The organism is Polaromonas naphthalenivorans CJ2, from assembly GCF_000015505.1.
GTDB classification, from domain to species: domain Bacteria; phylum Pseudomonadota; class Gammaproteobacteria; order Burkholderiales; family Burkholderiaceae_C; genus Polaromonas; species Polaromonas naphthalenivorans.
Window position 1 is genome coordinate 3,325,841 of the sequence record NC_008781.1, and the last position, 24,742, is coordinate 3,350,582.

The 24,742-nt window shown below is 63.9% G+C and carries 21 protein-coding genes; 15 read left to right on the top strand and 6 right to left on the bottom strand.

Going from position 1 to position 24,742, the window contains the following annotated elements; genetic code table 11:
- Positions 1 to 1,254, bottom strand: coding sequence for a polysaccharide biosynthesis/export family protein (locus PNAP_RS15665; protein WP_011802502.1), 1,254 nt, complete (start codon positions 1,252 to 1,254; stop codon positions 1 to 3).
- A gap of 238 nt (positions 1,255 to 1,492) precedes the next feature.
- Positions 1,493 to 2,041, bottom strand: a complete 549-nt coding sequence (locus tag PNAP_RS15670; RefSeq protein WP_011802503.1) for a transcriptional activator RfaH — start codon at positions 2,039 to 2,041, stop codon at positions 1,493 to 1,495.
- A 527-nt stretch (positions 2,042 to 2,568) separates the two neighbouring features.
- Between PNAP_RS15670 and PNAP_RS15675 the strand changes: the two genes are divergently transcribed.
- The 8 genes from PNAP_RS15675 to pbpC are packed head-to-tail and all read left to right on the top strand — an operon-like array spanning position 2,569 to position 11,675.
- Positions 2,569 to 3,258, top strand: a complete 690-nt coding sequence (locus PNAP_RS15675) for a methyl-accepting chemotaxis protein (RefSeq protein WP_157040308.1) — start codon at positions 2,569 to 2,571, stop codon at positions 3,256 to 3,258.
- Positions 3,259 to 3,262: 4 nt separating this feature from the next.
- The gene (locus PNAP_RS15680; protein WP_011802505.1) at positions 3,263 to 3,799 is read left to right on the top strand and encodes an SEL1-like repeat protein; all 537 of its coding nucleotides are present in this window, start codon (positions 3,263 to 3,265) and stop codon (positions 3,797 to 3,799) included.
- Positions 3,800 to 3,831: 32 nt separating this feature from the next.
- A complete protein-coding gene (locus PNAP_RS15685; protein WP_011802506.1) occupies positions 3,832 to 5,406 on the top strand; it encodes an extracellular solute-binding protein in 1,575 nt (524 codons plus the stop codon).
- Between the two features lies 1 nt (position 5,407).
- Positions 5,408 to 6,280 (top strand): hypothetical protein, encoded by an 873-nt coding sequence (locus PNAP_RS15690; protein WP_011802507.1) that lies wholly within the window; start codon positions 5,408 to 5,410, stop codon positions 6,278 to 6,280.
- Positions 6,281 to 6,335: 55 nt separating this feature from the next.
- Positions 6,336 to 7,046, top strand: a complete 711-nt coding sequence (locus PNAP_RS15695) for a PspA/IM30 family protein (protein WP_011802508.1) — start codon at positions 6,336 to 6,338, stop codon at positions 7,044 to 7,046.
- 18 nt (positions 7,047 to 7,064) lie between these two features.
- A complete protein-coding gene (locus PNAP_RS15700) occupies positions 7,065 to 8,918 on the top strand; it encodes an AAA family ATPase (RefSeq protein ID WP_011802509.1) in 1,854 nt (617 codons plus the stop codon).
- A gap of 34 nt (positions 8,919 to 8,952) precedes the next feature.
- On the top strand, positions 8,953 to 9,411 hold the full coding sequence (locus tag PNAP_RS15705; protein ID WP_011802510.1) for a TerB family tellurite resistance protein: 459 nt from the start codon (positions 8,953 to 8,955) through the stop codon (positions 9,409 to 9,411).
- A 35-nt stretch (positions 9,412 to 9,446) separates the two neighbouring features.
- Entirely contained in the window at positions 9,447 to 11,675 is a 2,229-nt protein-coding gene (gene pbpC / locus PNAP_RS15710; protein WP_011802511.1) for a penicillin-binding protein 1C, read from the top strand.
- A 27-nt stretch (positions 11,676 to 11,702) separates the two neighbouring features.
- Here pbpC and PNAP_RS15715 read toward each other — a convergent pair whose 3' ends face one another.
- On the bottom strand, positions 11,703 to 12,188 hold the full coding sequence (locus tag PNAP_RS15715) for a MarR family winged helix-turn-helix transcriptional regulator (RefSeq protein ID WP_011802512.1): 486 nt from the start codon (positions 12,186 to 12,188) through the stop codon (positions 11,703 to 11,705).
- Between the two features lie 144 nt (positions 12,189 to 12,332).
- Between PNAP_RS15715 and PNAP_RS15720 the strand changes: the two genes are divergently transcribed.
- The 5 genes from PNAP_RS15720 (at position 12,333) to PNAP_RS15740 (ending at position 17,135) form a co-directional block, all read left to right on the top strand.
- Entirely contained in the window at positions 12,333 to 13,535 is a 1,203-nt protein-coding gene (locus PNAP_RS15720) for a 3-hydroxybenzoate 6-monooxygenase (RefSeq protein WP_011802513.1), read from the top strand.
- A 40-nt stretch (positions 13,536 to 13,575) separates the two neighbouring features.
- Positions 13,576 to 14,631 carry a cupin domain-containing protein gene (locus PNAP_RS15725; protein WP_011802514.1) on the top strand — a complete coding sequence of 352 codons (1,056 nt, stop codon included), beginning with the start codon at positions 13,576 to 13,578 and terminating at the stop codon, positions 14,629 to 14,631.
- A gap of 31 nt (positions 14,632 to 14,662) precedes the next feature.
- A complete protein-coding gene (locus PNAP_RS15730; RefSeq protein ID WP_011802515.1) occupies positions 14,663 to 15,370 on the top strand; it encodes a fumarylacetoacetate hydrolase family protein in 708 nt (235 codons plus the stop codon).
- A gap of 10 nt (positions 15,371 to 15,380) precedes the next feature.
- The gene (maiA, locus tag PNAP_RS15735) at positions 15,381 to 16,019 is read left to right on the top strand and encodes a maleylacetoacetate isomerase (RefSeq protein ID WP_011802516.1); all 639 of its coding nucleotides are present in this window, start codon (positions 15,381 to 15,383) and stop codon (positions 16,017 to 16,019) included.
- Positions 16,020 to 16,124: 105 nt separating this feature from the next.
- Positions 16,125 to 17,135 (top strand): Bug family tripartite tricarboxylate transporter substrate binding protein, encoded by a 1,011-nt coding sequence (locus tag PNAP_RS15740; RefSeq protein ID WP_011802517.1) that lies wholly within the window; start codon positions 16,125 to 16,127, stop codon positions 17,133 to 17,135.
- Positions 17,136 to 17,198: 63 nt separating this feature from the next.
- On the opposite strand, the gene PNAP_RS15745 is transcribed toward PNAP_RS15740, so the two are convergent.
- Complete coding sequence (locus PNAP_RS15745; RefSeq protein ID WP_011802518.1) at positions 17,199 to 18,389, bottom strand: AAA family ATPase; 1,191 nt, start codon at positions 18,387 to 18,389, stop codon at positions 17,199 to 17,201.
- Between the two features lie 604 nt (positions 18,390 to 18,993).
- Here PNAP_RS15745 and PNAP_RS25760 point away from each other — a divergent pair.
- Both PNAP_RS25760 and PNAP_RS15750 read left to right on the top strand, forming a co-directional pair.
- Positions 18,994 to 19,140 (top strand): ribbon-helix-helix protein, CopG family, encoded by a 147-nt coding sequence (locus PNAP_RS25760; RefSeq protein ID WP_083758057.1) that lies wholly within the window; start codon positions 18,994 to 18,996, stop codon positions 19,138 to 19,140.
- Positions 19,137 to 20,204 carry an RNA-guided endonuclease InsQ/TnpB family protein gene (locus PNAP_RS15750; protein WP_011802520.1) on the top strand — a complete coding sequence of 356 codons (1,068 nt, stop codon included), beginning with the start codon at positions 19,137 to 19,139 and terminating at the stop codon, positions 20,202 to 20,204. The genes PNAP_RS25760 and PNAP_RS15750 overlap by 4 nt, the downstream gene beginning before the upstream one ends.
- A 187-nt stretch (positions 20,205 to 20,391) precedes the next feature.
- On the opposite strand, the gene PNAP_RS25075 is transcribed toward PNAP_RS15750, so the two are convergent.
- Entirely contained in the window at positions 20,392 to 22,350 is a 1,959-nt protein-coding gene (locus PNAP_RS25075) for a GspE/PulE family protein (protein WP_232290710.1), read from the bottom strand.
- 227 nt (positions 22,351 to 22,577) lie between these two features.
- Positions 22,578 to 24,545, bottom strand: coding sequence for a GspE/PulE family protein (locus tag PNAP_RS15760; RefSeq protein ID WP_232290711.1), 1,968 nt, complete (start codon positions 24,543 to 24,545; stop codon positions 22,578 to 22,580).
- Positions 24,546 to 24,742: the final 197 nt, after the last annotated feature.

Consider the following 24,742-nt stretch of genomic DNA (forward strand, 5'->3'; position numbering starts at 1 on the left):
TCAATTGGAGTTCGGGTTGCGTGACAGGTTGACCACCTGCGCGCTTGGCAACACCAGACTGATCACGCGGTTCCAGAGCACCAGCGGCACCGGATCGACAAACACCACGTCGCGCGACTTCAGCTCGAAGCCTTCGGCCAATGCGTAGGCCGCTGGCGAACTGGCGTCAAGGTGGTAAATCTCGGGCGTGGCGGGTGCTGCGGATGCGGCCGTGCCGCCGGCATCGGCATCGGTGGCGGTAGCGCTGTCGCCGCTGCGGCTGCGCACCACATAAATCTGGCGCGGGTCGCCAGAGGCGGGGTTCACGCCGCCCGACTCGCCAAGCGCTTCATTCAGCGTCAGGCTGCCATTGCGCAGCGGCAGCGCCCTGGGAGTCGTGACTTCACCCAGCACATACACCTTGGCGTCCTCGCGGCTGGCCACGCGCACCAGGTCGCCGGCGGCCAGCATGATGCGCGACGGGTTCACGCCCAGCGTGGTGAGCTGCGGCAGGTTGATCTCGCTGGTCACGCCATCGCGGGTGACGGCGACCATGGCCCGGTCGGCCGCGGGCGTCAGTCCTCCAGCGCGGTTGATGGCTTCGGGCAGCGTCATCGGGATGTCATTGATCGCCTGCAGGCCGGGGGTGCGCACTTCGCCATCGACATAGACCCGGCCTGCGCGGTAGGCCTGGATGCGCAGGGTGATTTGCGGGTTCTTGATGAACCGGGACAGGCGGCGGGTCAGTTCCTCGCGGGCGGCGCTTTCCGTCAGGCCAGCGATTTTGAAGGTGCCCAGCAGCGGGAACTGGATCAGGCCCTCGGGGCTGACGTTGTAGCCGTTGCCGACAGATGCCAGGCCGGAGGCATCGGTTGTCAGCGTGGCGCCTGCCGGGGCCAGCACCAGCTCGGGATGATTCCAGACGACGATGTTGATCACGTCGCCAGGGCCAATCCCATAGGGTTGGGCTTGCGCGAACAGACGTTTTACGCCGCTGCTCAATTCAGCTTTGCGCAAGGCGCGTTGCTGGGTGATGAGTTCGGGCGTGATGGCCAGCAAGGTGGCGGGCGGCGGCGTCTGGTTTGCGGTGCTTGTGCCCGTGCGCGAAGTGCCGGCATCCGGATTGGCCCACTGGCCGGTCTTTTGCAAACTCCGGCCAACAGTCAACCCGGGCGCCATGGCGCAGCCGCCCAGCCAGACGACCGCCAGGACCAGAACAGGCCAGCGCGCCTGCGCGAGCCTGGAAGTGAAGCCTGATGTTTGGAGTGTGAGCATTGGAAATGACCAAGGCGAAGAACGGATGCAAGACCCGGCCAGGGCACCGGAACCAGATTCCTGAAGCGATTGATCTGTAGAGCCAGTGCCGGCTGACGCAGCGGCAGCCTGAAAAAAACAGCCGGCCAAGCTACCGCAGTGTTTGGCACCCTTGAAGGATGAAACGCTGCAAAATCTAAAATTGGATCGGCCCGGCCAAGGCCAGGATGGGAAAAATCCAGACCCAGGCGTTAAAAATTCAGGCGACTTTCAATTGATGGTGCTCAACACTGACCAGCTGCTCGCGACCCATGAATTCCAGCAGCACCGTCACGCGCAGGCTCGAAACGCTCTTGACCAGGCCTTCAAGCCCGCTCAGCGCCGGGTTGTGAAAACGCACCGCATGGCCCGGGCGCAATGAACTCAACTCAGCCACATCCGCCGCATTGCGCTGCTGCTCAAACTGCCGGATGGCATCGAGCGCATCGGCGCGAATAGTGGCCAATTCATTCCCAAACTGGACCAGCTGCGCCACGCCCCGGGTCGAGCGGACGGGTGCAATCGACTGGGCCGGGTGCGATGGCCTGACAAATACGTAGCGTGGAAACATCGGCACAAAAATGGCTTTGATGCCGGCATCGGTCTTTTTCAGGGACTTGTAAAGCGGGAGATAGGCATCGAAACCTTGCTGCTGCAGGTTCTGCAGTGCGACCGTTTCCAGGCGGGGCCGTGCGTAGGTCAAATACCATGATGAATTGGCAAACGCCTGGGCCGAAGCGCCGATTTCGTTGTTTGTTTCAACATTCATTGACAGCACCCTCCCCGGTACGCAGGTCATTTTTGTTTTTGACAACTCGTGCAGCCGGGAATTTTTTATTCCTCAAATCCTGCAAGTGAGGCAAATCTTACTGACCAGTCCTGCCGGTTTCAGGCGATTTGAGGGGTTCATCGTTCGTCGTTACGCCCCTTACGTTTTTTGGCTCACTAAAAATTTGGGGCCGGCTTCCTGGCGCGCCCAAGGAAGCCGGAAAAAAGACAGCGGCTTGCCGCCAGCCCTCCCGGTGAACTGCTGCCAGCCTTCATTTTTGCTATATTTTTAATAGCTATTTATGCATGCGTAGTATGCGCAAATGGCCTATTTTGTTCATAAAATTCAACTTCCACCAGCCCGGCGCCATGGCCCCGGTTTTAGTCCTCTTGCGCCGCCTGGATTGGCATTAAACTTACCCGAAACAAAGGGGTGCGGACTGCATGTTTCCGCCTCCAAAACGGCTCTGCGATGGACTGCCGTCCATTGGCCGGCAGGGTCCATCCAAACAAACTGGAGTGAAGGCGATGAAGGGACTACTGAGCTTTCTGGAAAAGGCCGGACTGGTCAAGACGGACCTGCCGGCGGTTCAGCCGCCGCCCGCTGACGAAGGCGCACCCGTCGCCGGACTGGAACCGGCCAGCCCCGCGCCAGCATCCGCCCCAGCCCCGGCCACGCCCATTGCGCAGGACGACGGCATGCCGCTCAAGCTCGACGACATCTACGCCAGCGAAGGCGTGATGGCGTCGGCGTATCCCGCCGAGCGGCTGCTGCGCCTGGTGGACGGGCTGAGCGCGATGGACGAAGCCACGCGCCAGATGGCCATCCGGGCGATGGATGCGGCCGATGAATCGTGGACGATTAGCGACCCGCTGGCGGATGCCGCCGCCAAGGTCAAGGCGCTGGCCGCGCATGCCGAACGGCTTCGGCTGAACCTGCGGCAACTGGCGCAGGAAACCGAAGGCCAGCTCAACGCCGCCCGCCTGCGGCAGGAGCAGGTGGTCGGCAACATCCGCAAGCAGATCGCCGAACTCGAAGCCCTGGCGTCGCGTGAACTGGCGCGCGCCGCCCAGGAAACCGCCGCCCACGAGGCCAGCCTGAAGGCGGTCACCGAACAGACCGCCCGGGAACTTGAACAAGTCACGCAGGCCAGCCAGCGGCTGCAAAGCCTGGCGCTGCAGTTTGGCACGCCGGCAACCACCACCACCGGGGAATGATTGAATGGCCAGTTTGACACCGCTTTCAAAAGGCCTGATTGCCCTGGCCGTGGTGGGCGCCATGGCGTCGGCCGTCTGGCACCTCGGCCTGAAGGATCGGCTGGGCGGCGCAACGCCACCAGCGCAGTCGCAACCGGCGGACGCCAGCGTTGCCGCTCCCCCGGCAACGCCCGCCCCGGCGCCGGACACGGATCCCAGCACCAGCCCATCGGCAAGCACCGGCACGCCAGCCAATGCGCCGGATCAGGCCACGCCTCCAAGCCTCCCGGCCACGCCCGCCCCCGAGCCCAAGGCGCAGGCCTCCGGGCTGTCGCCGGCTGAAAATGCCGAAACCGGGCGCCGGCTGCTTGAAAGCAAAAACTTCGAGCAGGCCCGCATCCACCTGGAGCAGGCGGTCCAGGGCGGCGACGGCGGCGCCGCCTGCCACCTGGGCGAGATGCACCTGAAGGGCCAGGGCGGGCCGGTCAACCGCGAAAAAGCGGCCAGCCTGTTCCAGTTCGCCCAGTCGCGCAGCATCATTTGTTTCACCTCGGGCCAATGAAGGCAACCGGGCTCCTGACAGGAAATCACCCCATGAAAATTCGCACCCTTGCCCTGCTGGCGGCCCTGACCGGCGGCGGACTGATGGCCGGAACCGTCCAGGCCCAGGGCTTCGTCTTCGGCACCGGCCAGCCCCCGGCGGACGCGGCACCCGCACCGGCCGGCGCGCGCAACGCCAAGGTCGAGACGGCGCAGCGCCTGCTGGCCCGGCTCGGCCTGCTGCGCGAGACACCGAGCGGCAGCCTGACACCGGCCACGCAGGAGGCGATTCGCGTTTTCCTGGCGCAGAACAAGCTGCCCGCATCAAGCCAGGTCAACGACGGCCTGCTCAATTCGCTGCGCCGCGTCATCTGGCAAACCCAGAACTGGTCCAGCGGCAACTACAAGGGACGCGAGAAGCTGGTCGATGCGCAAGGCCTGCGCGAAGCGCAAATCCTGCTGGGCAAACTGGACTACAACGCCGGTCCGCTCGATGGCACGTTCGGCCCGCAAACCCAGGTGGCGACCGAGGCTTTCCAGGAATCGCAGGGCGTGACGGTCGATGGCCTGATCACCGCCACGGTGCTGATGAACCTGCGCCGCGCCGTCAATGGCGCCGGCGCGTCGGCCAAAGAGACGGTGCGCGTGCTGAACTGGCCCGACTACATCGATGCCGGCGTGCTGCAGGATTTCGAGAAGGAAAACAACATCCGCGTGGTGTACGACATCTTCACCAGCAACGACGACCTGCAGGCCAGGCTGCGCGCCGGCGGCACGCCCTACGACGTGGTGTTTCCCACCGCCAATGCGGTGCCGGCCATGGCCGCCAAGGGGCTGCTCGGCAAGCTGGACAAGGCCAGCCTGAAGAACCTGGGCAACATCGACCCGCGCGTCGATGCCACGCTGCGCGCCTGGGACAAGGACGGCAGCTACAGCCTGCCCTACATGTGGTACACGGTCGGCATCGCCTGGAACCCCAAGCTCACGGCCAAGGCCTATCCGGGCCATGCGATGGATTCCCTGGGCAATGTGTTCGACCCGGAAACCGCCCGGCGCTTCCAGTCCTGCGGCGTCGGCGTGGTCGATTCGGCGAGCGATGTGATGCCGCTGGCGGCCATTGCCGGCGGGCAGGCCAAGTGGAACGGCAAGAATTCGGTCAACGCCGCCAGCCAGGTGCTGGAGCGCCTGAAGGGCATCGTCAAGGTGATTCCCACCGACCAGTACATCGACGCGCTGGCCAGCGGCAAGATCTGCGTCGCCATCGGCTTTTCGGGCGATGCGGTGCAGGCGCAAGCCAAGTCGCGCGGCACGGTCGAATACCGCGTGCCCACCGAGGGCGGCCTGCTGGCCATCGACGCCATGGCCGTGCCGGCGAATGCCAAGAACCGGCGTGCCGCCCACCTGTTCATCGACTACCTCATGCGCCCGCAGGTGATTGCGAAAATCTCCAACAGCGTCGGCTTTGCCAACGCCAACCTGAAGGCCGGCGAGTTCATGAGCGAGAGCATCAAGTCGAATCCGGCGGTTGTGCCCAGCACCGCATCGCTCAGCCGCTCGTCGCCGATTCCCATCCTGTCCGAGCAGGACCAGCAGGACATCGCGCAGGCTTGGGGCCGGTTTTCCAAATAGCGTGGATAAACAGCCCTCCTACCTGGGTGCTTTCATCCGGCATCCGTACAACCGCGTGGCGCTGCTGGCCACCGGATGCGCCGCCATTTTTGCGTCGATTCCCTTTGGCTGGCCGGGCATGGCGCTGGTGGCGGTGCTGGGGCTGGGCACGGAAGTGCTGGCCGCGCTGGGCATTCCCGAACTGCCCACTTTCAAGGCCTGGGCGGACCGCGAGCACCACCACAAGTTGCGCGCCGAGCGCCGGCTGCGGCTGCTGGCCGAACTGTCCGACTATGGCGATGCCAGGGCGCTGGCCAGCTACGAGCAGATGTACCGCCGCGTCCAGTCGCTCTACCAGACGGCCAGCGACGCCCGAAGCACGCTGACCCGCGACGACGTCGAGAAACTCGAAGACCTGACGGTGGACTACCTCGGCCTGTGCGTCGTCAACCAGTCGCTCAGGCAGCGCCGGGATGCGCCCAGCGAAGAAGGCGTCATCAAGCGGATTGCCAGCCTGCAGGGGCAGCTGCTCAACAAGTCCATGACCAGCGACGAGGAGCGCCAGCTGCGCAGCGCGCTGGCCGAATACACCGAGGTCTTGAACCGCTCGCGCCGCCTGGCCACGCGCCGCAGCACGCTCGAAGCGACGCTGATTTCCATGCCCGACAAGCTCGAAGAGGTCTATCAGCTGGTGATCACCGCGCCCTATTCGTCCGAGATGGGCGGCAAGCTCGAAGAATCGCTGGCGCGCCTGCGGATTGCCGAGGAAGTGGCCGCCGAGTTCGACACGGCCGAATCGTTTGACTTCACGCCGCCCCGCGCGTCCAGCGCTTCACCGGCCACCCTGGGCCAGGCCGCGCGGCAGGCGGCGCAATCCGTCAAGTCGCGCTCTTAAACCCCAAATCCGCCCCAACCCGTTCCCCGCATTTCCATTCAACCAGGAGCAACCCATGGCCAACAACGCAATCTTCGCCCGCCTGTCCAACCTGTGGACCGGATTCATCTCGCTCTGGGTTTCCGACATCGAAAAAGAGCACCCCGAAATCGCCTACCAGAACGCCATCGCGTCGATGATCCAGAAGTACACGCAGCTCAAGGCGGCCACCGGCGCCATCATTGCCCGGCGCCAGGAAATCACCGCCCGCCTGTCCAGCCAAGAGCGCGAGCTGGCCAGCATCAGCAACGACCTCGAAGCCGCGCTGGCCACCGGCCAGGATGATTTGGCGGTGGTGCTGATCCAGAAAAAGAATGCGCTCGACGCGTCCATCACCGAACTGCGCGCCGACGCCGAGCAGGCCACCACCGACGCCGACAACGCCAAGGATTCGCTGATGCAGGTCAAGACCGAGATCGACAAGCTCAAGGCCGAAAAAGACCGCATGCTGGCGCAGATGCACAGCGCGCAGGCGCGGATCAAGATCCAGGGCCAGCTCGACGGCCTGTCGGTCGATGCCGAGGTGCAGGCGCTGGGCGCGGTGCGCGACCACATCAAGGGCCAGGTCGCGCAGGCCAGCCTGGGCTCCGAGCTGCACAACTCCGACCTCGACGTGCGGCTGGCGAAATTGCGCCAGAGCAGCGGCAGCGTGACCGCCAAGGCCCAGCTCGAAGCGATGAAGCAGGCGCGCGCGGCCAGCGCCCAGGCTTCGGTCAAGAACCTCTGACAGCGGCCAGAACCCGTGATGACGCCCGTGAAGACGCCCGCGACCATGCCCGCCACGCGCAATCCGCTGCCGCGCTGGGCCGAAACCCTGCGCCAGAAATACCTGGCCGGTGAAGCCTCGACCTTCGTGCTCTACCGCAATGTGTTCGACAACTTCCTGGCCGGCGAGACGCTGCACAACCTGCAGTCCTTCCTGGTCGCCGAACTGCTCAGGGACACCAAGAAGCACATCTGCGAAATCAGCCTGGAGCGCGGCATTCAGGTGCTGGTCGGCAAGGCCGGCGCCGGCATGGGAACGGCTGAAGGCGAAAGCACCGACGGCTCTACGCTGCTGCAATCGCTGCATGCGCTGGAAAAGCAGATGCGCGCCGAGCAATCGACCGCCGTCATCGTTCCCTACGCCGATGCCCTGCTGCCGGCGGGCGAGCCGAGCTTCATGGCGCACCAGGACCGGCAGGTTTACCTCGCCTTTCACCGCTGGTCGCTGGACCAGACGCTGACGCGCGGCGACAACATCACCATCCTGATAGCCGAGTCGCTCAACGCGATCAACCCCGGCCTGCTGTCGAACCCCAAGGTGGCGGCCATCGAGATCCCGATGCCCGACCTTGCGCTGCGCAAGCGGGTCATCGCCTTTTTCGCGCCCAGGCTGACCGAACAGCAACTGAGCCTGTTTTCCGAGCGCACCGGCGGCCTGCGCACCGTGCAGCTCGCCAGCATCATGGCCGGCTCCGAAGGCCACGGCCTGAACGAGGACCAGCGGCGCACGCTGATCCTTGAACTGCTGCACGGCACGCCCGACGCCCAAGCGCGCGCCGGCACGCTGGCCACCATCACGGCGGGCATGACGCCGGCCGAGATCATCCGGCTGATCGAACCGGGCAAGGCCCTGCCCGTCGGCGACGCGAACGAGGAAGTGCTGAAAGTCATCCATGCGCGCAAGCGTGAAATGATCGAAAAGGAATGCGCCGGGCTGATCGAGTTCATCGAGCCCAGCTACGGCCTGGAGGCGGTCGGCGGTCACGAGCACATCAAGCATGAACTGCTGGCGATTGCGAAGAATTTGAAAGCCGGCGAAACCACGCTGACCCCGATGGGCCTGCTGGCCGTCGGCCCGATGGGCTCGGGCAAGACCTTCGTCATCAAGGCATTCTTGAAGGAAGCCGGGCTGTCGGCCGTGGCGCTGAAGAACTTCCGCTCGAAATGGGTCGGCTCGACCGAGGCCAACCTGGAGCGCGTGCTGGCCACCGTCAAGGCGATGGGGCCGATTGCCGTGATCATCGACGAGGGCGACCGCAGTTTTGGCTCGGGCGGCGGCGAGGACAGCGACGGCGGCACCAGTTCGCGGGTGATCGCGCGGCTGAAAGAGTTCATGGCCGACCCGGAAAACCGGGGCCAGGTGCTGTTCGTCATGATGACCAATCGGCCCGACAAGCTCGACAGCGACATCAAGCGCCCCGGCCGGCTGGACCGCAAGATTCCGTTCTTCTACTGCGATTCGGCGCCCGAGCGCGTGCAGGTCTTGCTGGCCGTGCTGTCGCGCTACCGCGAGCCCTGCGCCGCCAGCGCCGAGGAACTGCTCACGCTGTGCGACCGGCTGGCGGGTTATTCGAATGCCGACCTGGAGGCGCTGGCGCTGCTGGCCGTCGAGTTCGCCCGCAGCCGGTCCGGGCCGCTGGACGCGCAGGCCCTGACGCTGGCGGCGGACGACTTCATGCCACCGCAGGAGCAGGGCATGATCGAATTCATGGAACTGCTGGCGGTGTCGGAAACCTCCCGCCGTTCGATGCTGCCCAAACGCTACCAGGGCATGGCCCTGAGCGACATCCAGAGCAAGCTGATGGCGGCCAGGCGGCTGGCCCTGGCGCGCTGATCCCCTCATCTTTACCCCAACTCAGGAGTTCCACATGCACACCATGCCAGACCAGAACCTCAGCCCGGCGCAGGTCGCCCAACTCACCAGCGCCATGCTGTCGGTCGCCGCCGTGGACGGCATCCAGCCGGCCGAAGCCGCGCTGATCGGCCAGTTCTACGAAAGCTCGCGCAGCGCCGACATGCCGGCCACTGCGACCTTCCTGGCCGATCCGCAGGCGCAGCGATTTGACGCCGCCGCGCTGGCCGGCAGCCCGGCGGAATTCGCCGACACCGTGGTGCTGATGTGCCTGATGACCGCCTACGCCGACGGCCACCTGAGCCCGGCCGAACGCGAGCATGTGCAGGCACTGGCAACGGCGCTCGGGCTGGATGCGGCGCGCTTTGAAGCCCATCTGGCGCAGGTGCGCGACGACCTGGTTGGCGCCTTGTCGCACCTGCCCGATGCGGGCTCGGTGGCAGCAGTGGTCAGCGAACTCTCGGCCGCCGACTAGCCGCCGGGAATCCCTTCAACCCGCCGCCTGAAACCGTGCTTCTCAAGCGATTGCGGCAAGACGCCGGTTTGCGGATTTTTACTCTTTTATTGATAGCTGCCTGCGCACAGCCAGCGTGCGCAAACGGCACTTTTGATCAAATAAAACGCGATTTCAGGCCGTCCGACACGCTGGTGCTCGACCGCGACGGCGACATCATCCAGCGCGTGCGCCTGGACGCCAGCGTGCGGCGCGGCCAATGGGTGGCGCTGGCCGACATCTCGCCGGCCCTGCGCACGGCGCTGGTGCTCAGCGAGGACAAGCGCTTTTACGAGCACAGCGGCGTGGACTGGCGCGCCGTGTCCAGCGCCGCCTGGGGCAATCTGTGGAACACCCGGACCCGGGGCGCGTCCACCCTCAGCATGCAGCTGGCCGGCCTGCTCGACGCCGACTTGCGGGCCGGCGCCCAAGGCCGCAGCCTGGGCCAGAAAATCGGCCAGACGGTTTCCAGCCAGTGGCTCGAAGCGCGCTGGCGCAAGGACCAGATCCTGGAGGCTTACCTGAACCTGGTGCCGTTTCGCGGCGAGCTGGTCGGCATTGACGCGCTCAGCCGCACCCTGTTCGGCAAGGCGGCGCACGGACTGGACGAGCGCGAAGCCGCCGTCGCCAGCGCGCTGGTGCGGGCGCCGAATGCCAAAGCCGCGCAGGTCGCTCAGCGCGCCTGCGCGGTGATGAAACTGATGCAGCCGGGCGTGAAGATCGACTGCGACGGGCTGGACCTGTTCGCCACGGGCGCGCTGCAGCGCCGGGCATTCGAGGCCAGCGAAGGCATTGCGCCGCATTTGGCGCGAAGGCTTTTGGCGCAGAAACCCGGCAACCAGACGATTCATTCCACCCTGCGCGCCCCGCTCCAGCGCTTCGCCGTGCAGACGCTTGCTCAGCACCTGCGCGAGCTGCGCGGCCGCCACGTCGAGGACGGCGCCGCCGTCGTGTTCGACAACGCCAGCGGCGAGGTGCTGGCCTGGGTCGGCTCCTCGGGCATGCTCAGCGCCGCCGCCGAGGTGGACGGCGTGCTGGCGCTGCGCCAGCCCGGCTCGACCCTCAAGCCTTTTTTGTATGCGCAGGCGATTGCCGAGCGGCGCATCACCGCCGCCTCGCTGCTCGAAGACTCGTCGTCGCAAATCCAGACGGCCGGCGGCCTGTACATTCCGCAAAACTACGACCGCCGGTTCAAGGGCCTGGTGTCCAGCCGCACCGCGCTGGGCGCCTCGCTCAACGTGCCGGCCGTGCGCACGCTCGTGATGGTCTCGCCCGACGCGTTTGCCCGGCAGCTGCGCGCGGTCGGCCTGCCGCTGAAGGAATCGGGCGACTACTACGGCTACAGCCTGGCGCTGGGCAGCGCCGAGGTCTCGCTGCTGTCGCTGACGAACGCCTACCGCACGCTGGCCAACGGCGGGCGCTTCAGCGAGGTCCAGTTCGGGGTGGGGGCGGCTGTCCGCTTCCTGCCCGCCCTGGACCCGCGCGCCGCCTTCATCGTCAGCGACATCCTGGCCGACCCGCTGGCGCGCGCCCGCACCTTCGGCACCGACAGCATCCTGGCGACGCGTTTCTGGACGGCGGTGAAAACCGGCACCAGCAAGGACATGCGCGACAACTGGGCGCTGGGTTATTCCAGCCGCTACACCGTCGGCGTGTGGGTCGGCAACGCCAGCGGCGCGCCGATGTGGGACGTGAGCGGCACCAGCGGCGCGGCGCCCGTCTGGGCGGCGCTGATGAAGCACCTGCACCAGACCGAACCAAGCCGCGCGCCCACCCCGCCACCGGGCGTGGTGCAAACCCGCGCGGAGTTTGGCAACCAGCTTGAAGCGGCGCGCAGCGAGTGGTTCATCCGGGGCACCGAGCAAGCCGTTTTTGCTATTGATTCAGGAGCTGAAAACGCCCTCCCATCAAGCGCAAAAGGCCTGAAAAGCATCAAAAATTCAGCCGTCGAAGCCGCTGCGCCGCCGCGCATCACAGCCCCGGCTTCGGGCACCATCATTGCGCTGGACCCGGACATCCCACCGGCGCACCAGCGCCTGACGTTCAGCGCCGAAGGACACAGCCTGCGCTGGCTGATGGACGGCAAGGTGTTCGCCAGGGGCGCCACCGCGCAGTGGTTGCCGTGGCCGGGGCGGCATGTGGTGCGGATTGTCGGGAAGCACGGGGAAGTGCTCGATGAAATTCGGCTGGAGGTGCGGGGAGCGGGAGTGAAGGCAGCGCAGGCCGGGCCGATGGGGAAGCGCTGAGCGGAGGGCGCACCAGCAACTCGAGGCCTATGCCAGTTTCCTGGCGTCGCTGTGCGCCGCGCGGCTGAGTTCGTTGTTCGTGCTCACCAGCTTGTTCAGCAGTTCCATGAAGTCTATGCGCTGACTGGGTGTCAGCGGCGCCAGGATCAGTTCCTGGACCCTTTCCATGCGCGGGATCGCTTCGGCCAGCAATTGCTCGCCCGCCGGGGTCAGGGTGAGCAAGCGCACGCGCCGGTCATCGGGCGAGGCATTGCGCGTGAGCAGACCACGCGCCTCCAGCCGATCCACCACGCCCGCCGTCGTGGAGGTGTCCAGTGACACCAGGTTCGCGAGCGTGCGCTGGTCGGTGTTCGGGTGGTTGTGCACCGACTGGAGGATGGCGTACTGCACCGGCGTGATGCTCAGCGCTTGCGCTTCCTGGTGCGCGATTCCCACCGAAATCTGGTGCAGCCGCCGAATGGCGTGTCCAGGCATCTGGTCAATGTGAATTGTCTTGTTGTGTAGTTTGTCCATATATTTTCAAGTCCAAGGGTTATCCCTGATTTTCGATGATTTATATCATAACTACACTTATCATCAGTGCACTTAGCATAAGTTTGCCATGCCGCTTATAGCCTAGCAACTTTTCAATCCCTCAACCATTTCAGGAGAAAAAACATGAGCGACAACCCTGCAGATTTGCCCGTCCTGGTTGCCGGCGGCGGCATTGGCGGCCTGGCCGCAGCGCTGGCACTGGTGCGGCGCGGCTTTTCCGTCAAGGTGCTGGAGCAGGCGCCCGAGATCGGCGAGATCGGCGCGGGCATCCAGCTCGGCCCCAATGCCTTTCACGCCTTCGACGCGCTGGGAATCGGTGAAAAGGCCCGTGGCCGTGCGGTCTATACCGACGAGATGGTGATGCATGACGCAATCGATGGCTCCCTGGTGGGCCGCATCCCGACCGGCGAAGCCTTCCGCCAGCGCTTTGGCAACCCCTACGCGGTGATCCACCGCGTCGATGTGCATCTGTCCTTGCTCGAAGGCGCGCAGGAAACCGGCAAGGTCGAATTCCTGACCTCGACCCGGGCCCTGCGCATCGAGCAGGACGAGGGCAGCGTCACCGTTTATGACCAGCACGGCAACGCCCACAAGGGCATTGCGCTGATCGGCGCCGACGGCGTGAAGTCGGTGGTGCGCGAGCAGTTCGTGGGCGATGCGGCCCGCGTGACCGGCCATGTGGTTTACCGCGCCGTGGTGGACAAGAAAGACTTTCCCGAGAGCCTGCAATGGAACGCCGCCAGCATCTGGGTCGGCCCGAACTGCCACCTGGTGCACTACCCGCTGCGCGGCGGCGAGCAGTACAACGTGGTGGTGACCTTTCACAGCCGCCAGCCCGAACAATGGGGCGTCACCGAGGGCAGCAAGGAAGAAGTGCAAAGCTACTTCCAGGGCATCTGCCCGCAGGCGCGCCAGCTGATCGACCTGCCCAAGACCTGGAAGCGCTGGGCCACGGCCGACCGCGAACCGATTGGCCAGTGGTCTTTCGGCCGCGTCACGCTGCTGGGCGACGCCGCCCATCCGACCACGCAGTACATGGCGCAGGGCGCCTGCATGGCGATGGAAGACGGTGTCACGCTGGGTGAGGCGCTGCGCGTCAACAACAACGATTTTCCCAAGGCGTTCGAGCTGTACCAGCGCTCGCGGGTCGCCCGCACCGCCCGCATCGTGCTGTCGAGCCGCGAGATGGGACGCATCTACCACGCCCAGGGCGTTGAGCGCCTGGTGCGCAACGACCTGTGGAAGGGCCGCACGCCCGAGCGCTTCTATGACGCCATGGAATGGCTGTACGGCTGGAATGTCGGCAACTGCCTGGCCAAAGACTGACCGGCACCCGGCCGCACTGAACCCGAAAAGGAAATTCGCTATGCAAGATCAAGACCGTTTTGACACGCTGGGGCGTCTGGAAGACCTGCCGCAGGACTACCGTGACGAACTGACGCAGCACAACCTGGTGCCGCTGTGGCCCAGCCTGCGCGCCGTGCTGCCGCCGGCCAGGCCGCAGCCCCGAACCCGCGCCACCGCCTGGTCCTACCAGACGCTCAAGCCGCTGCTGCTCAAGGCAGGCGAGCTGACGCCGATTGAAAAAGCCGAGCGCCGTGTGCTGGTGCTGGCCAATCCGGGCCATGGACTGGAAAAGATGCAGGCCAGCGCCGCCATGTACCTGGGCATGCAGCTGCTGCTGCCCGGCGAATGGGCGCCGTCGCACCGCCACACACCCAACGCGGTGCGCATGATCGTCGAAGGCGAAGGCGCCTACACCACGGTCGATGGCGAGAAATGCCCGATGCGCCGGGGCGACCTGATCCTCACGCCCACGGGCCTGTGGCACGAGCATGGCCACGACGGCGACCAGCCGGTGATCTGGCTCGATGTGCTGGATTTGCCTCTGGTGTACTACATGGAGGCGTCCTACCACATCGACGGCGACCGGCAGACCGTCAAGCCCGGTCGCGGCGACCGCGTCTATGCCGGTGGCGCCATGGTGCCGACGCCGATGTTCGAGCGTTCTGGCAAAGCCTATCCAATGCTGCGCTACCCGTGGGTCGAGGCGCGCGCCGCGCTCGTCGCCCTGGCGGACGACCAGCCGGAACTCGAATCGGTCCAGCTCACCTACGTCAACCCCGAAACCGGCAACGATGCGCAAAACATCCTCGGCTACTACGCGCTGATGCTGCGCCCTGGCCAGACCTTGAGGCTGCCGGTGCGCTCGCCCGCGATGGTGTTCCATGTGATCGAAGGCGGCGCCAAGGTGCAGGTTGAAGACCAGGCGTTCACTCTGGCCGAGGCTGACACCTGCTGCGCGCCCGGCTACAGCCAGGTGAGCCTGAGCAACAGCTCGGCAGATACACCCGCCTTCATCTTCATCGCCGACGAGTCGCCGCTGCACCGCAAGCTCGGCGTGTTCGAGAACCGCGGCTGACACAGCCTTCCCCCATTTCAAGGAAACCAACATGACCCAAGCCGCCTACCTCTGGACCCCGCCCGCCATTCAATCGCTGCCCGTGCGCGGCAAGGCCGAGCGCCTGCCCGTCAACCGCATCTTCTTTGTCGGCCGCAACTACCATGCGCATGCCGTCGAGATGGGCAAGCCGGTGGACAAGTCCGTCGAGCGTCCATTCTACTTCACCAAGGCGCCGCAAACCCTGGTGGAAAGCGGCGCCACCGTGGCCTATCCGCCCGAAACCGCCAACTACCATTTTGAAATGGAGCTGGTGGTTGCCATCGGCAAACCGGCGTTTCGCGTGTCGCAGGAAGACGCCCACCAGGTGATTTACGGCTACGCCGCCGGCCTGGACATGACCCGCCGCGACCTGCAACTCGTCGCCCGCGACAAGGGCCGCCCCTGGGACTTGGGCAAGGACGTGGAGCAGTCCTCGGTCTGCAGCGAGATCGTTCCCATGCCCGGCGTGATCATCGACCAGGGCGAAATCGCCTTGGCGGTGAATGGCCAGACCAAGCAGCAATCCGACGTCAACAAGCTGATCTGGAATGTGCGCGAGATCATTGCCGACCTGTCGCTGTTCTACCACCTGCAGCCCGGCGACCTGATCTACACCGGCACGCCCGAAGGCGTGGGCGCGGTGGTGGCGGGTGACCGCATCGAAGGCCACGTCGCAGGCGTTGCCGGGATCGCCCTGAACGTCGGCCCGGCCGAATAAAGTCGCTACCATGAAGCTCTACAACTTTTTCCGCAGCGGCACCTCGCACCGGCTGCGCATTGCGCTCAACCTCAAAGGGCTGCAGACGCAGTACGTGGCGGTTGACCTGCGCACCGAGCAGCACCTGAAGGACGAGTTCAAAGCCGTCAACCCGCAGATGCTGGTGCCGGCGCTGGAGGTGCACGGCAAGGTGCTGATCCAGTCGCCCGCCATCATCGAATGGCTGGAAGAGACGCACCCCACACCAGCGCTGTTGCCAGGCAACGCCGACGACCGTGCCCATGTGCGTGCGCTGGCGGCCATCGTCGGCTGCGACATCCACCCGATCAACAATCGCCGCATTCTGGAGTACCTGCGCAAGCAACTCGGTGCCAGCGAAGATGCGGTGAACGCCTGGTGCGCCACCTGGATCAGCGACGGGTTTGATGCCTTCGAGGCTTTGCTGGCCGCTGACAGCCAGCGGGGCGACTTCTGCTTTGGCAACGCCCCCACGCTGGCCGATGTGTATTTGGTGCCGCAGGTCGAGAGTGCGCGGCGCTTCAAGGTTGACATGCAGCGCTGGCCCCGGATGGCTGCGGTCGATGCCGCCTGCGCCAGGCTGGACGCCTTTCGCCTGGCAGCGCCGGCGCTGCAGCCCGACGCGGCTTGAGCCCCAAGCTTGAGGCCACTGGACTCTTGCCGTGCTGGATGGCAGCGGTGCAGCCCTTTTGCCCTGGTTCCCTGCAAGTTTTTCAACCTGTTTAAACGTATTCCCATGAATCTTCCATCACTTCCCCGCCGCGCGGGCTTGCGCTCCCTGGCGCGCTGGTCCGCCCTTTGCCTGGGTCTTCTGGGCACCAGCTTTTCGGCGCAGGCTGACGCCCCTTTCCCGAACAAGCCCGTCAACCTCGTCACCGCCTTTGCCGCGGGCAGCGGCCCCGATGCCGTGCTGCGCCAGGTGGCGGACAAGCTGTCGAAACTATGGAATCAGCCTGTCCTCATCACCAACCGGCCCGGCGGCGGCGGTTTCATCGCCATCGAATCGACGCGCCGCGCCGCGCCAGACGGCTACACCCTGCTGCAACTCGACAGTGAACACCTGGCCGCCCTGCCGCTGCTGTACAAGTCCAGGAAGTTTGTCACGCTGGACAACTTCGACCCCGTTGCGCCGCTCTTTCGCACGCCGTTCCTGGTGGCGGTGGCAACCGACTCCAAATGGCAGAGCATGAAAGACCTGGTGGCTGCCGCCAAGGCCGCACCGGGCAAGGTGAGCTACGGGTCCTGGGGCGTTGGCAGTCCCGGGCATCTGGGCGGCGAGCAACTCGAACTGCTTGAGCAGCTTGAAATGACCCATGTGGCTTACCGGGAAGTGTCCCAGCTCTTCACCTCGGTCGGCGCCGGCGACATTCAGTGGAGCATGGCCAGCATTCCATCGAGCCAGGGCATGTTCAAGGCCGGCAAGATCCGCTACCTGGCCGTCGCCGCGCCCAAACGCATTCCCCAGATGCCGGAGGTTCCGACGGTGGCCGAGGCAGGCGGCCCAGCCGGCTTCGAGGTGAACTCTTTTGTCTCGCTGGTGGCCCCGAAAGGCATTGCGGCCGATGTGGCCAACAAGATCAACGCCGACGTTCTCAAGGTACTGGCAGACCCCGAAGTCAAGGCGCGCTTCAATACCTTCGCTTTCGAGACCATCACCTGGTCACCCGCCGAGATCCGCCGCAACGCCGATGCCAAGGCCAAGGTGTACGAACAACTGATCAAGCGCAAGAATATCAGCCTGGATTAAGGCAATGGCGTCGCACGCTGTGAATTCAGCAGCAGCCTGCGACCCTTTCGCCGGTTTGCCGGCTCAAGCCGAGCCATCCTGGCCGGGCAGGCCATCAGGCCGCAAGAGCTTGTCGGCCTGCAACCGTGTCCCCCAGGCTTTTTCGACAAAGCTGTCCGTCACGCCATAGTGCCCATGCTTGACGCGCATCAGCAGGTTGGCGGAAGTCATCATGCCAAGAACGCCCTGCACTTCCTGGGCGCTCACTTCCCGGCCGATCTGGATGGAGTATTCCTTCAGCGCATCCCCGGTGAACACGCCCTTGACGTTGCCCCCAATCCCGCAGATATGTGAAAACACGGCTTGCGCCAGCGGGCCAAAGGCTTCTATCTTTTGCAGCTCGATATCCGCCGCCGCAGCGCCAAACGCCTGGGCAATGGTGGGCAAATGCTCATCAGGGTTCGCGCCCGGGGGCAAGGCACGCAAGACACTGAGTGCCTTCATCAGTTCTTCGGGCCGGCTGCCCATTCTCCTGAACGCCTCTTCGGTGACGCCTGCCGAAGGCGCCATGACGCCCAATTGCGGCCCGACCTGTTGCAGGACATATTCAATAAAGTCCAGCCCGAGTACCGGAAACTCATGCGTTACCGCGCCGTTGAACGCCTGGTTGCCCTTGAGGGAAAGCTCCTGGACGCGCGCGCGATGCGAGCCGGTGCCGAGGAACAGAAAGTGGCCCGGCGTTGCGGGCCGGGTGTTGATGGCGTCACGCGCGGCTTTGAGCGCGTGCAGCAGGCTGTCGCCATCCGCACTTCCCAGCGCATGCTGCACTTCGTCAATGATCAGCACCACGTCTGTTTTCGACTGCTCGACAAGCTCGGTGAACGCCTGCGCCAGGCTGACGCCGCCCTCCTTGCCGACATCGGCGAGCTTGAAGCCAAATTTGAAGCCGGCAGCGCCGGCCTCGACGCTGGACAGCTGTTTCAGTTTCTGGAGCATCGCCGAACCCGGGGTTTGCAGATCATGCAAGGACTTGCGGATGGCGTTGTGGACCAGGTTCGCCGGATTGGCTTGCGGCTGGCTCCACAGGTCAACGTAAATGACGATGGCGCCCAAATCCTGCAGCGCCGGAATCAGGTCAGTGGCCAGAAACGTGGTCTTGCCCACCCGCCGTTGCCCTGAAAGAAAGAGCCCGGAGCGCAATGAGGTGTCGAGAAATGTGGGCCGCAGCAGTTGCCTGGCCATTTCTTGTGCGAGGGCGGTACGGCGGAAGGTCATGGTTTATGAATTTTTACGTTATTCTAATAATTATGTAAGACGCATAATTTCAAATAAAACCGTGCGCGGCGAATGCTTGATTTGGGCATCGAGCCATCCGTTTTTGCTATTGATTCAGGAGCTTAAAACGCTTTCCCATCAAGCGCAAAAGGCCTAAAAAGCCTAAAAATCATAAAATTTTATCCTGGCGTTCAGCGCTGAAGGCGCAACTGCCCGATGCCAGCGGCAAGGTGGCTGAAGAGATTGAGCTGGAAGTTCGCGGTGCCGGCGTGCGCCAAGTGCAAAGCAAGGGATGCAACGCGGTAGAACGCTCAGTGTTCCCGTGCATCTTTAAGGGGCAGGAGTGCTGTCCAGTCGCAAAAACTGCAGCGATAACGCTTGACAGGCTTGAGCAGACTCACAAGACGGTCACGCAGTCTTCGCTTTACGCGGATGGCGGTCTCTCCGCATTGCGGGCAAACGATTTTTCCTTTGCGCGGGGGTGTCGGCAGGTCAGTCATCATTGGTTTTCCCGAGAAACCCCAGCCTTCAGGCCGGGGAGGTAGAGGGCGGCAACGAAGCTGCCGGGCTGCTGTATTTGCATCGTTCTTACTCCTCTTGATGGATGTACGATGTGGGCATGAAAAGAACCAATATCTACCTTGCCGAGCCTTCAGTGGAAAGACTCCAGGCTTTGTCTGCGCAAACGGGGCTTTCGGTCGCAGAGTTGATTCGCCGCGCCATTGACGACTTCCTGAAAAAGCAAAAATGATCCTGGTGTACAGATACCGGGTGAAGTCGCTCACTGGCTTGCTGAACCAGCAAAGCCGGGCGGTGAACTTCGTCTGGAACTTCTGCAACGACCGGCAAAAAGACGCCTTGCGTTTTGGCCGGCCCTGGCATACCGGGTTCGATCTGAACAAGCTCACCAGCGGCGCTAGCCGTGAACTTGGGCTGCATTCGGGTACGGTGAACGCTGTGTGCGAGCAGTACGCCAAGTCGCGCAGCCAGAAAAAGCGCCCCTGGTTGCGCTATCGCGGGAAGAAGTCCTTGGGCTGGGTGCCCCTCAAGGGCCGCGAACTCAAGCGCGAAGGCGATGCATTTCGCTTTGCGGGCAACACTTTTCGCGTATTCAACAGCCGCGCGCTGCCCGCAGGCAAGATCAAGGACGGGACGAACTTCTCCAGAGACAGCCGGGGCCACTGGTTTTTGAACATCGTGATCGAGGTGCAAGCTGTTGCGGCTGATGTTCGCCAGCCCGTCAAGGGCGTTGGCATTGATTTGGGCCTCAAGGACTTCGCCACCCTGTCCACGGGCGAGAAGATTAAAACCCAGCGCATCTACCGGGGCGCCGAACAAGCGCTGGCAGTTGCGCAGCGGGCGAACAAAAAGAAACGCGTCACGGCGATACACGCGCAGATGGCCCATCGCCGCAACGACTTTCACCACCAGCTCAGCACCCGGCTGGTGCGCGAGTTTGACTACATTGCGGTGGGTAACGTGAACGCCGCAGGACTTGCCAAAACGACCATGGCCAAGTCCGTTCTCGATGCGGGCTGGTCGTCCTTCAGAAGTCAACTCGCGTACAAGGCTGTTAAGCATGGCGCGTGGTTTGAAGAAGTGAGTGAGAGTTATACAACCCAGACCTGTTCGGATTGCGGCGCCTTGCCCGATTCGAGGCCGAAAGGTATCGCAGGCCTTGGAATAAGGAATTGGGTTTGTTCGGGCTGTAGAGGTGTGCATGACAGAGATGTGAATGCCGCCAGAAATATCGTGAAGAAGTTTGGTTCCCGTGCCGGGCATGGCACGCCAGCAGTGGGAATCCCCCTCCATTAAATGGCGGGGAGGATGTCAAAAAAGGGCCTTGAATGTCGTGTTGCAACCAGGTGGGACAGGTACGGAGCTGTAAAAACGCGATGAAGTTCACAGTTTTTTGCCAACCGGGCCGATTCCCTGGCGGGGTCAAGCAATTCGCAGGCCAAGCCTGTGTTTCAAACCCGGATTTGAGTCCGTCCTGGGCTGATCACAGATAAGCCAGGCTCGCCTGATGCAGGTCGATCAGGCCTTGAAAGCATTTTTCCAGCGCGTCATGGCGCAGGCTGCGCATGCCCGAGCGAATCGCCTCTTCATAAATCTCGGTGGGCCGGGCATTGCGCTGGATGAGCAGCCGCAGCGTCGGGCTGTTTTCCAGGATTTCATAGATGCCCATTCGCCCCTTGTAGCCCTTGCCGCCGCAGTGGTCGCAGCCCTGCGCCGTTTTGAGCGTGACCTCCTCGGGCGTCTGAACCCCGGCGGCGGCCAGCAGGCGCCGGGCGCCCTCTTCCTCGCTCAGGGGCGAGGCCTGCACGTATTCCTTGACCAGTTCAGAAAATTGCCCGGGCAGCAGCGGCCCCTTTTTCGAACAGTGCGCGCACAGCGACCGGATCAGCCGCTGCGCCACGATGCCGACCAGCGAATCGGCGAAGTTCATCGCATCCATGCCCAGGTCCAGCAGGCGCACGACACTCTCGGAGGCGCTGTTGGTGTGCAGGGTTGACAGCACCAGGTGGCCGGTCAGCGAGGCTTCAATGACGATCCTGGCGGTTTCGGTGTCGCGGATTTCGCCGATCATGATGACGTCCGGGTCGGCCCGCAGGAAGCCCCGCATGGCGTTGGCAAAGGTCAGCCCGATCTTCGGGTTGACCTGCACCTGGCGCAGGCCGGGCTGGGTGATTTCTATCGGATCCTCGGCGGTCCAGATTTTGCGCTCCTCGGTGTTGATCTCGGCCAGCATCGAGTGCAGCGTGGTGGTCTTGCCCGATCCGGTCGGGCCGGCCGCCAGGATCAGGCCGAACGAGCGCGCCGACATGCGCGCCACCGCCTCGGCATCGCGCGGCTGCAGGCCCAGTTTGGCCAGCGGCACCGGCTTCGAGGAAGCCAGCAGCCGCATCACCACGTCCTCCATGCCGTCGTGCGTCGGCATGATGGACACCCGCAGTTCCAGGGGGTCGCCGCCGAACTCGCTGAAACTGATCTTGCCGTCCTGCGGCCGGCGGCGTTCGGAAATATCAAGCCGCGCCATCACCTTGATGCGCGACACCATGGCCGCGCGCAGCCTGGGCGAGAGCTTCTGGTACAGCTCCAGGTCGCCGTCGCGGCGCAGGCGGATGCGGGTGAACTCCTCGCCCGGATTGGTTTCGATGTGAATATCGGACGCACGAAGGGCCTGCGCGTCCATGATCAGGCGCTTGACCATGCGCACCATGCTGGGTGAATCGCTGAGTTCATCGAGTTCCTCCTGCGTCTGGCCCGATGCCATGGTCCGAACCGCCTCGGCCATCAGGTATTGCATGTCCTGCTCTGCGGGCTCTTCAGTGCCAGCAGCAGAGACCGGACCATTGGACACTTTGGGCATGACGGGCTCATGCGTTTTCTGTCGCTCCTCCTCGGGGGCCTGCCTTGGCGCAAGAGGATTCATGCGCTCCAGGCGCTCCACGATGGCATCGCGGTCCGCCCAGACCATCCTCACGCTGCGGCCGGTCATCATGTGCAGGCGGTTGTGGAGTTTCTCGTCGGTGGGATACCAGGTGGCCACGAACAGCGTCTCGTTGGCCTCCCCCAAAAACAGCAGGTCATGCGCGCGCATGATGCTCAGCAGCTGGATATCAAATGTGCGGTCTGGCAGCACAAAGTTGGCGGCATCCACCTCGACGATTCCGGCGGTGCGCGACAGCGCATGGTGAATATCTTCGCGCGTCAGCAGCAGGCGCCGCACCAGTTCAGACGACTTGCTGCGCAGCAACTGCGGGTCTTCGCGCATGAGCGCATCAATTTCCCGGGGATTGAGCAAACCCAGTTGTTCGATCGCGGCCGCCAGAGTGATGATGGGTTCGGACTTAAGTGTCTGTGTCATCTGCAGCAGCCCGGCCAGCGTGGTCGGGCGCGGCTCTGCATCACCCAGAGAGTCTGGACGGGTCGAAAGAAAGCCGGAATCTGTGGGCAAAAGGTGGACTTTCAAAAAGTGCCACATTATTATGCGGTGCAGTTGACAACTGCCAGCTGCCAGCAGATGCCGCATCAAGGCGCATGCCTGCACCACAGGCCTGGGGACCAGGTTGAGCCTGAGTCAGGCCGGATCAAGAGTCTCGCTCCTTGCGCAAACGCGCATGCCGCCGGGGTCAAAGGCACAAGAATTCTGTTGCGCAGCCTGACCCCGGGGTATCGGGCTGATCACAGATAAGCCAGGCGCGCCTGATGCAGGTCGATCAGGCCTTGAAAGCATTTTTCCAGCGCGTCATGGCGCAGGCTGCGCATGCCCGAGCGAATCGCCTCTTTATAAATCTCGGTGGGCCGGGCATTGCGCTGGATGAGCAGCCGCAGCGTCGGGCTGTTTTCCAGGATTTCATAGATGCCCATTCGCCCCTTGTAGCCCTTGCCGCCGCAGTGGTCGCAGCCCTGCGCCGTTTTGAGCGTGACCTCCTCGGGCGTCTGAACCCCGGCGGCGGCCAGCAGGCGCCGGGCGCCCTCTTCCTCGCTCAGGGGCGAGGCCTGCACGTATTCCTTGACCAGTTCAGAAAATTGCCCGGGCAGCAGCGGCTCCTTTTGCGAACAATGCGCGCACAGCGACCGGACCAGCCGCTGCGCCACGATGCCGACCAGCGAATCGGCGAAGTTCATCGCATCCATGCCCAGGTCCAGCAGGCGCACGACACTCTCGGAGGCACTGTTGGTGTGCAGGGTTGACAGCACCAGGTGGCCGGTCAGCGAGGCTTCAATGACAATCCTGGCGGTTTCGGTATCGCGGATTTCGCCGATCATGATGACGTCCGGGTCGGCCCGCAAGAACCCCCGCATGGCGTTGGCAAAGGTCAGCCCGATCTTCGGGTTGACCTGCACCTGGCGCAGGCCGGGCTGGGTGATTTCTATCGGATCCTCGGCGGTCCAGATTTTGCGCTCCTCGGTGTTGATCTCGGCCAGCATCGAGTGCAGCGTGGTGGTCTTGCCCGATCCGGTCGGGCCGGCCGCCAGGATCAGGCCGAAGGAGCGCGCCGACATGCGCGCCACCGCCTCGGCATCGCGCGGCTGCAGGCCCAGTTTGGCCAGCGGCACCGGCTTCGAGGAAGCCAGCAGCCGCATCACCACGTCCTCCATGCCGTCGTGCGTCGGCATGATGGACACCCGCAGTTCCAGGGGGTCGCCGCCGAACTCGCTGAAACTGATCTTGCCGTCCTGCGGCCGGCGATGCTCGGAAATATCGAGCCGCGCCATCACCTTGATGCGCGACACCATCGCCGCGCGCAGCCGGGGCGAGAGCTTCTGGTACAGCTCCAGGTCGCCGTCGCGGCGCAGGCGGATGCGGCTGAACTCCTCGCCCGGATTGGTCTCGATGTGAATATCGGACGCATGCAGGGCCTGCGCGTCCATGATCAGGCGCTTGACCATGCGCACCATGATGGGCGAATCGCTGGACTCGTCAAGCTCTTGCGGGGCTTTGCGCGGCTGTACCGATGACAGCCCCTGCACGGCTTCGTCCATCAAATGCGCCATGTCCTGATCGTGGACGGTCACGGCGTTGGTGGCTGGAAGCGGCGTTGTCAATGCCTTGCGCTTGACGGCCTGGTGCGCCGTGAACATGTCATGCTCGTGGGTCCATTTTGGCGCCAGGGGGTCCATGCGCTCCAGGCGCGCCACAATCGCATCACGGTCAGCCCAGACTACCCGCACGCTACGGCCGGTCAGGGTGCACAGGTGGTGATGCATGTCCTCGTCAGTGGGATGCCAGCTCGCGATGAACAGCGTCTCGTCAGCCTCCCCCAGGAACAGCAGGTCGTGGTTGCGCATTTTGCGCAGCAACTGGCCATCGAACCCCCGCCCAGGCAGCATGAAATTGGCCGCATCCACCTCGACGATGCCGGCGGTGCGCGCCAGCGCATGGTGCAGGTCTTCAGGCGTCAGCAGCAGGCGCTCCACCAACTCTGGCGACCGGCTGCGCAGCAACTGCGGATCTTCATCCGTCAGCATCTCAATCTCGCGGGGATGGAGCAATCCGAGTTGCTCCAGGGCCGTCGCCAGCGTGATGATGGGTTCAAGCTTCAGATCCTGCGTCGCCCTGAGCAACTGGGTCAGCGTGGTTGGGCGCGCTTTTTCAGGACTCAGGGAGTCCGGACGGGTCGGAAGAAAGCCGGAGTTTGTTAGCAAAATGGCCTTTTTTTGAAGTGGAAACGATTTAATTATGCGATTCCATGCTGGCGAAACACTGACATGTATCAATATAGTTACATGCAAACGTAACTATATTGATACAAAATCATACTTTACACAGGCTTGCTCCTTCAGCCCTCAAGCCGGACCAAATCGGAGGCTATCCACCGCCCCATTCAATGGCAAGCCTTGTT

Bases quoted from the DNA above. Each gene is read 5' to 3' on its own strand.
- PNAP_RS15665 (WP_011802502.1), bottom strand. From the start codon at position 1,254: ATGCTCACACTCCAAACATCAGGCTTCACTTCCAGGCTCGCGCAGGCG.
- PNAP_RS15670 (WP_011802503.1), bottom strand. From the start codon at position 2,041: ATGAATGTTGAAACAAACAACGAAATCGGCGCTTCGGCCCAGGCGTTT.
- PNAP_RS15675 (WP_157040308.1), top strand. From the start codon at position 2,569: ATGAAGGGACTACTGAGCTTTCTGGAAAAGGCCGGACTGGTCAAGACG.
- PNAP_RS15680 (WP_011802505.1), top strand. From the start codon at position 3,263: ATGGCCAGTTTGACACCGCTTTCAAAAGGCCTGATTGCCCTGGCCGTG.
- PNAP_RS15685 (WP_011802506.1), top strand. From the start codon at position 3,832: ATGAAAATTCGCACCCTTGCCCTGCTGGCGGCCCTGACCGGCGGCGGA.
- PNAP_RS15695 (WP_011802508.1), top strand. From the start codon at position 6,336: ATGGCCAACAACGCAATCTTCGCCCGCCTGTCCAACCTGTGGACCGGA.
- PNAP_RS15700 (WP_011802509.1), top strand. From the start codon at position 7,065: ATGACGCCCGTGAAGACGCCCGCGACCATGCCCGCCACGCGCAATCCG.
- PNAP_RS15705 (WP_011802510.1), top strand. From the start codon at position 8,953: ATGCACACCATGCCAGACCAGAACCTCAGCCCGGCGCAGGTCGCCCAA.
- PNAP_RS15715 (WP_011802512.1), bottom strand. From the start codon at position 12,188: ATGGACAAACTACACAACAAGACAATTCACATTGACCAGATGCCTGGA.
- PNAP_RS15720 (WP_011802513.1), top strand. From the start codon at position 12,333: ATGAGCGACAACCCTGCAGATTTGCCCGTCCTGGTTGCCGGCGGCGGC.
- PNAP_RS15725 (WP_011802514.1), top strand. From the start codon at position 13,576: ATGCAAGATCAAGACCGTTTTGACACGCTGGGGCGTCTGGAAGACCTG.
- PNAP_RS15730 (WP_011802515.1), top strand. From the start codon at position 14,663: ATGACCCAAGCCGCCTACCTCTGGACCCCGCCCGCCATTCAATCGCTG.
- maiA (WP_011802516.1), top strand. From the start codon at position 15,381: ATGAAGCTCTACAACTTTTTCCGCAGCGGCACCTCGCACCGGCTGCGC.
- PNAP_RS15740 (WP_011802517.1), top strand. From the start codon at position 16,125: ATGAATCTTCCATCACTTCCCCGCCGCGCGGGCTTGCGCTCCCTGGCG.
- PNAP_RS15745 (WP_011802518.1), bottom strand. From the start codon at position 18,389: ATGACCTTCCGCCGTACCGCCCTCGCACAAGAAATGGCCAGGCAACTG.
- PNAP_RS25760 (WP_083758057.1), top strand. From the start codon at position 18,994: ATGTACGATGTGGGCATGAAAAGAACCAATATCTACCTTGCCGAGCCT.
- PNAP_RS15750 (WP_011802520.1), top strand. From the start codon at position 19,137: ATGATCCTGGTGTACAGATACCGGGTGAAGTCGCTCACTGGCTTGCTG.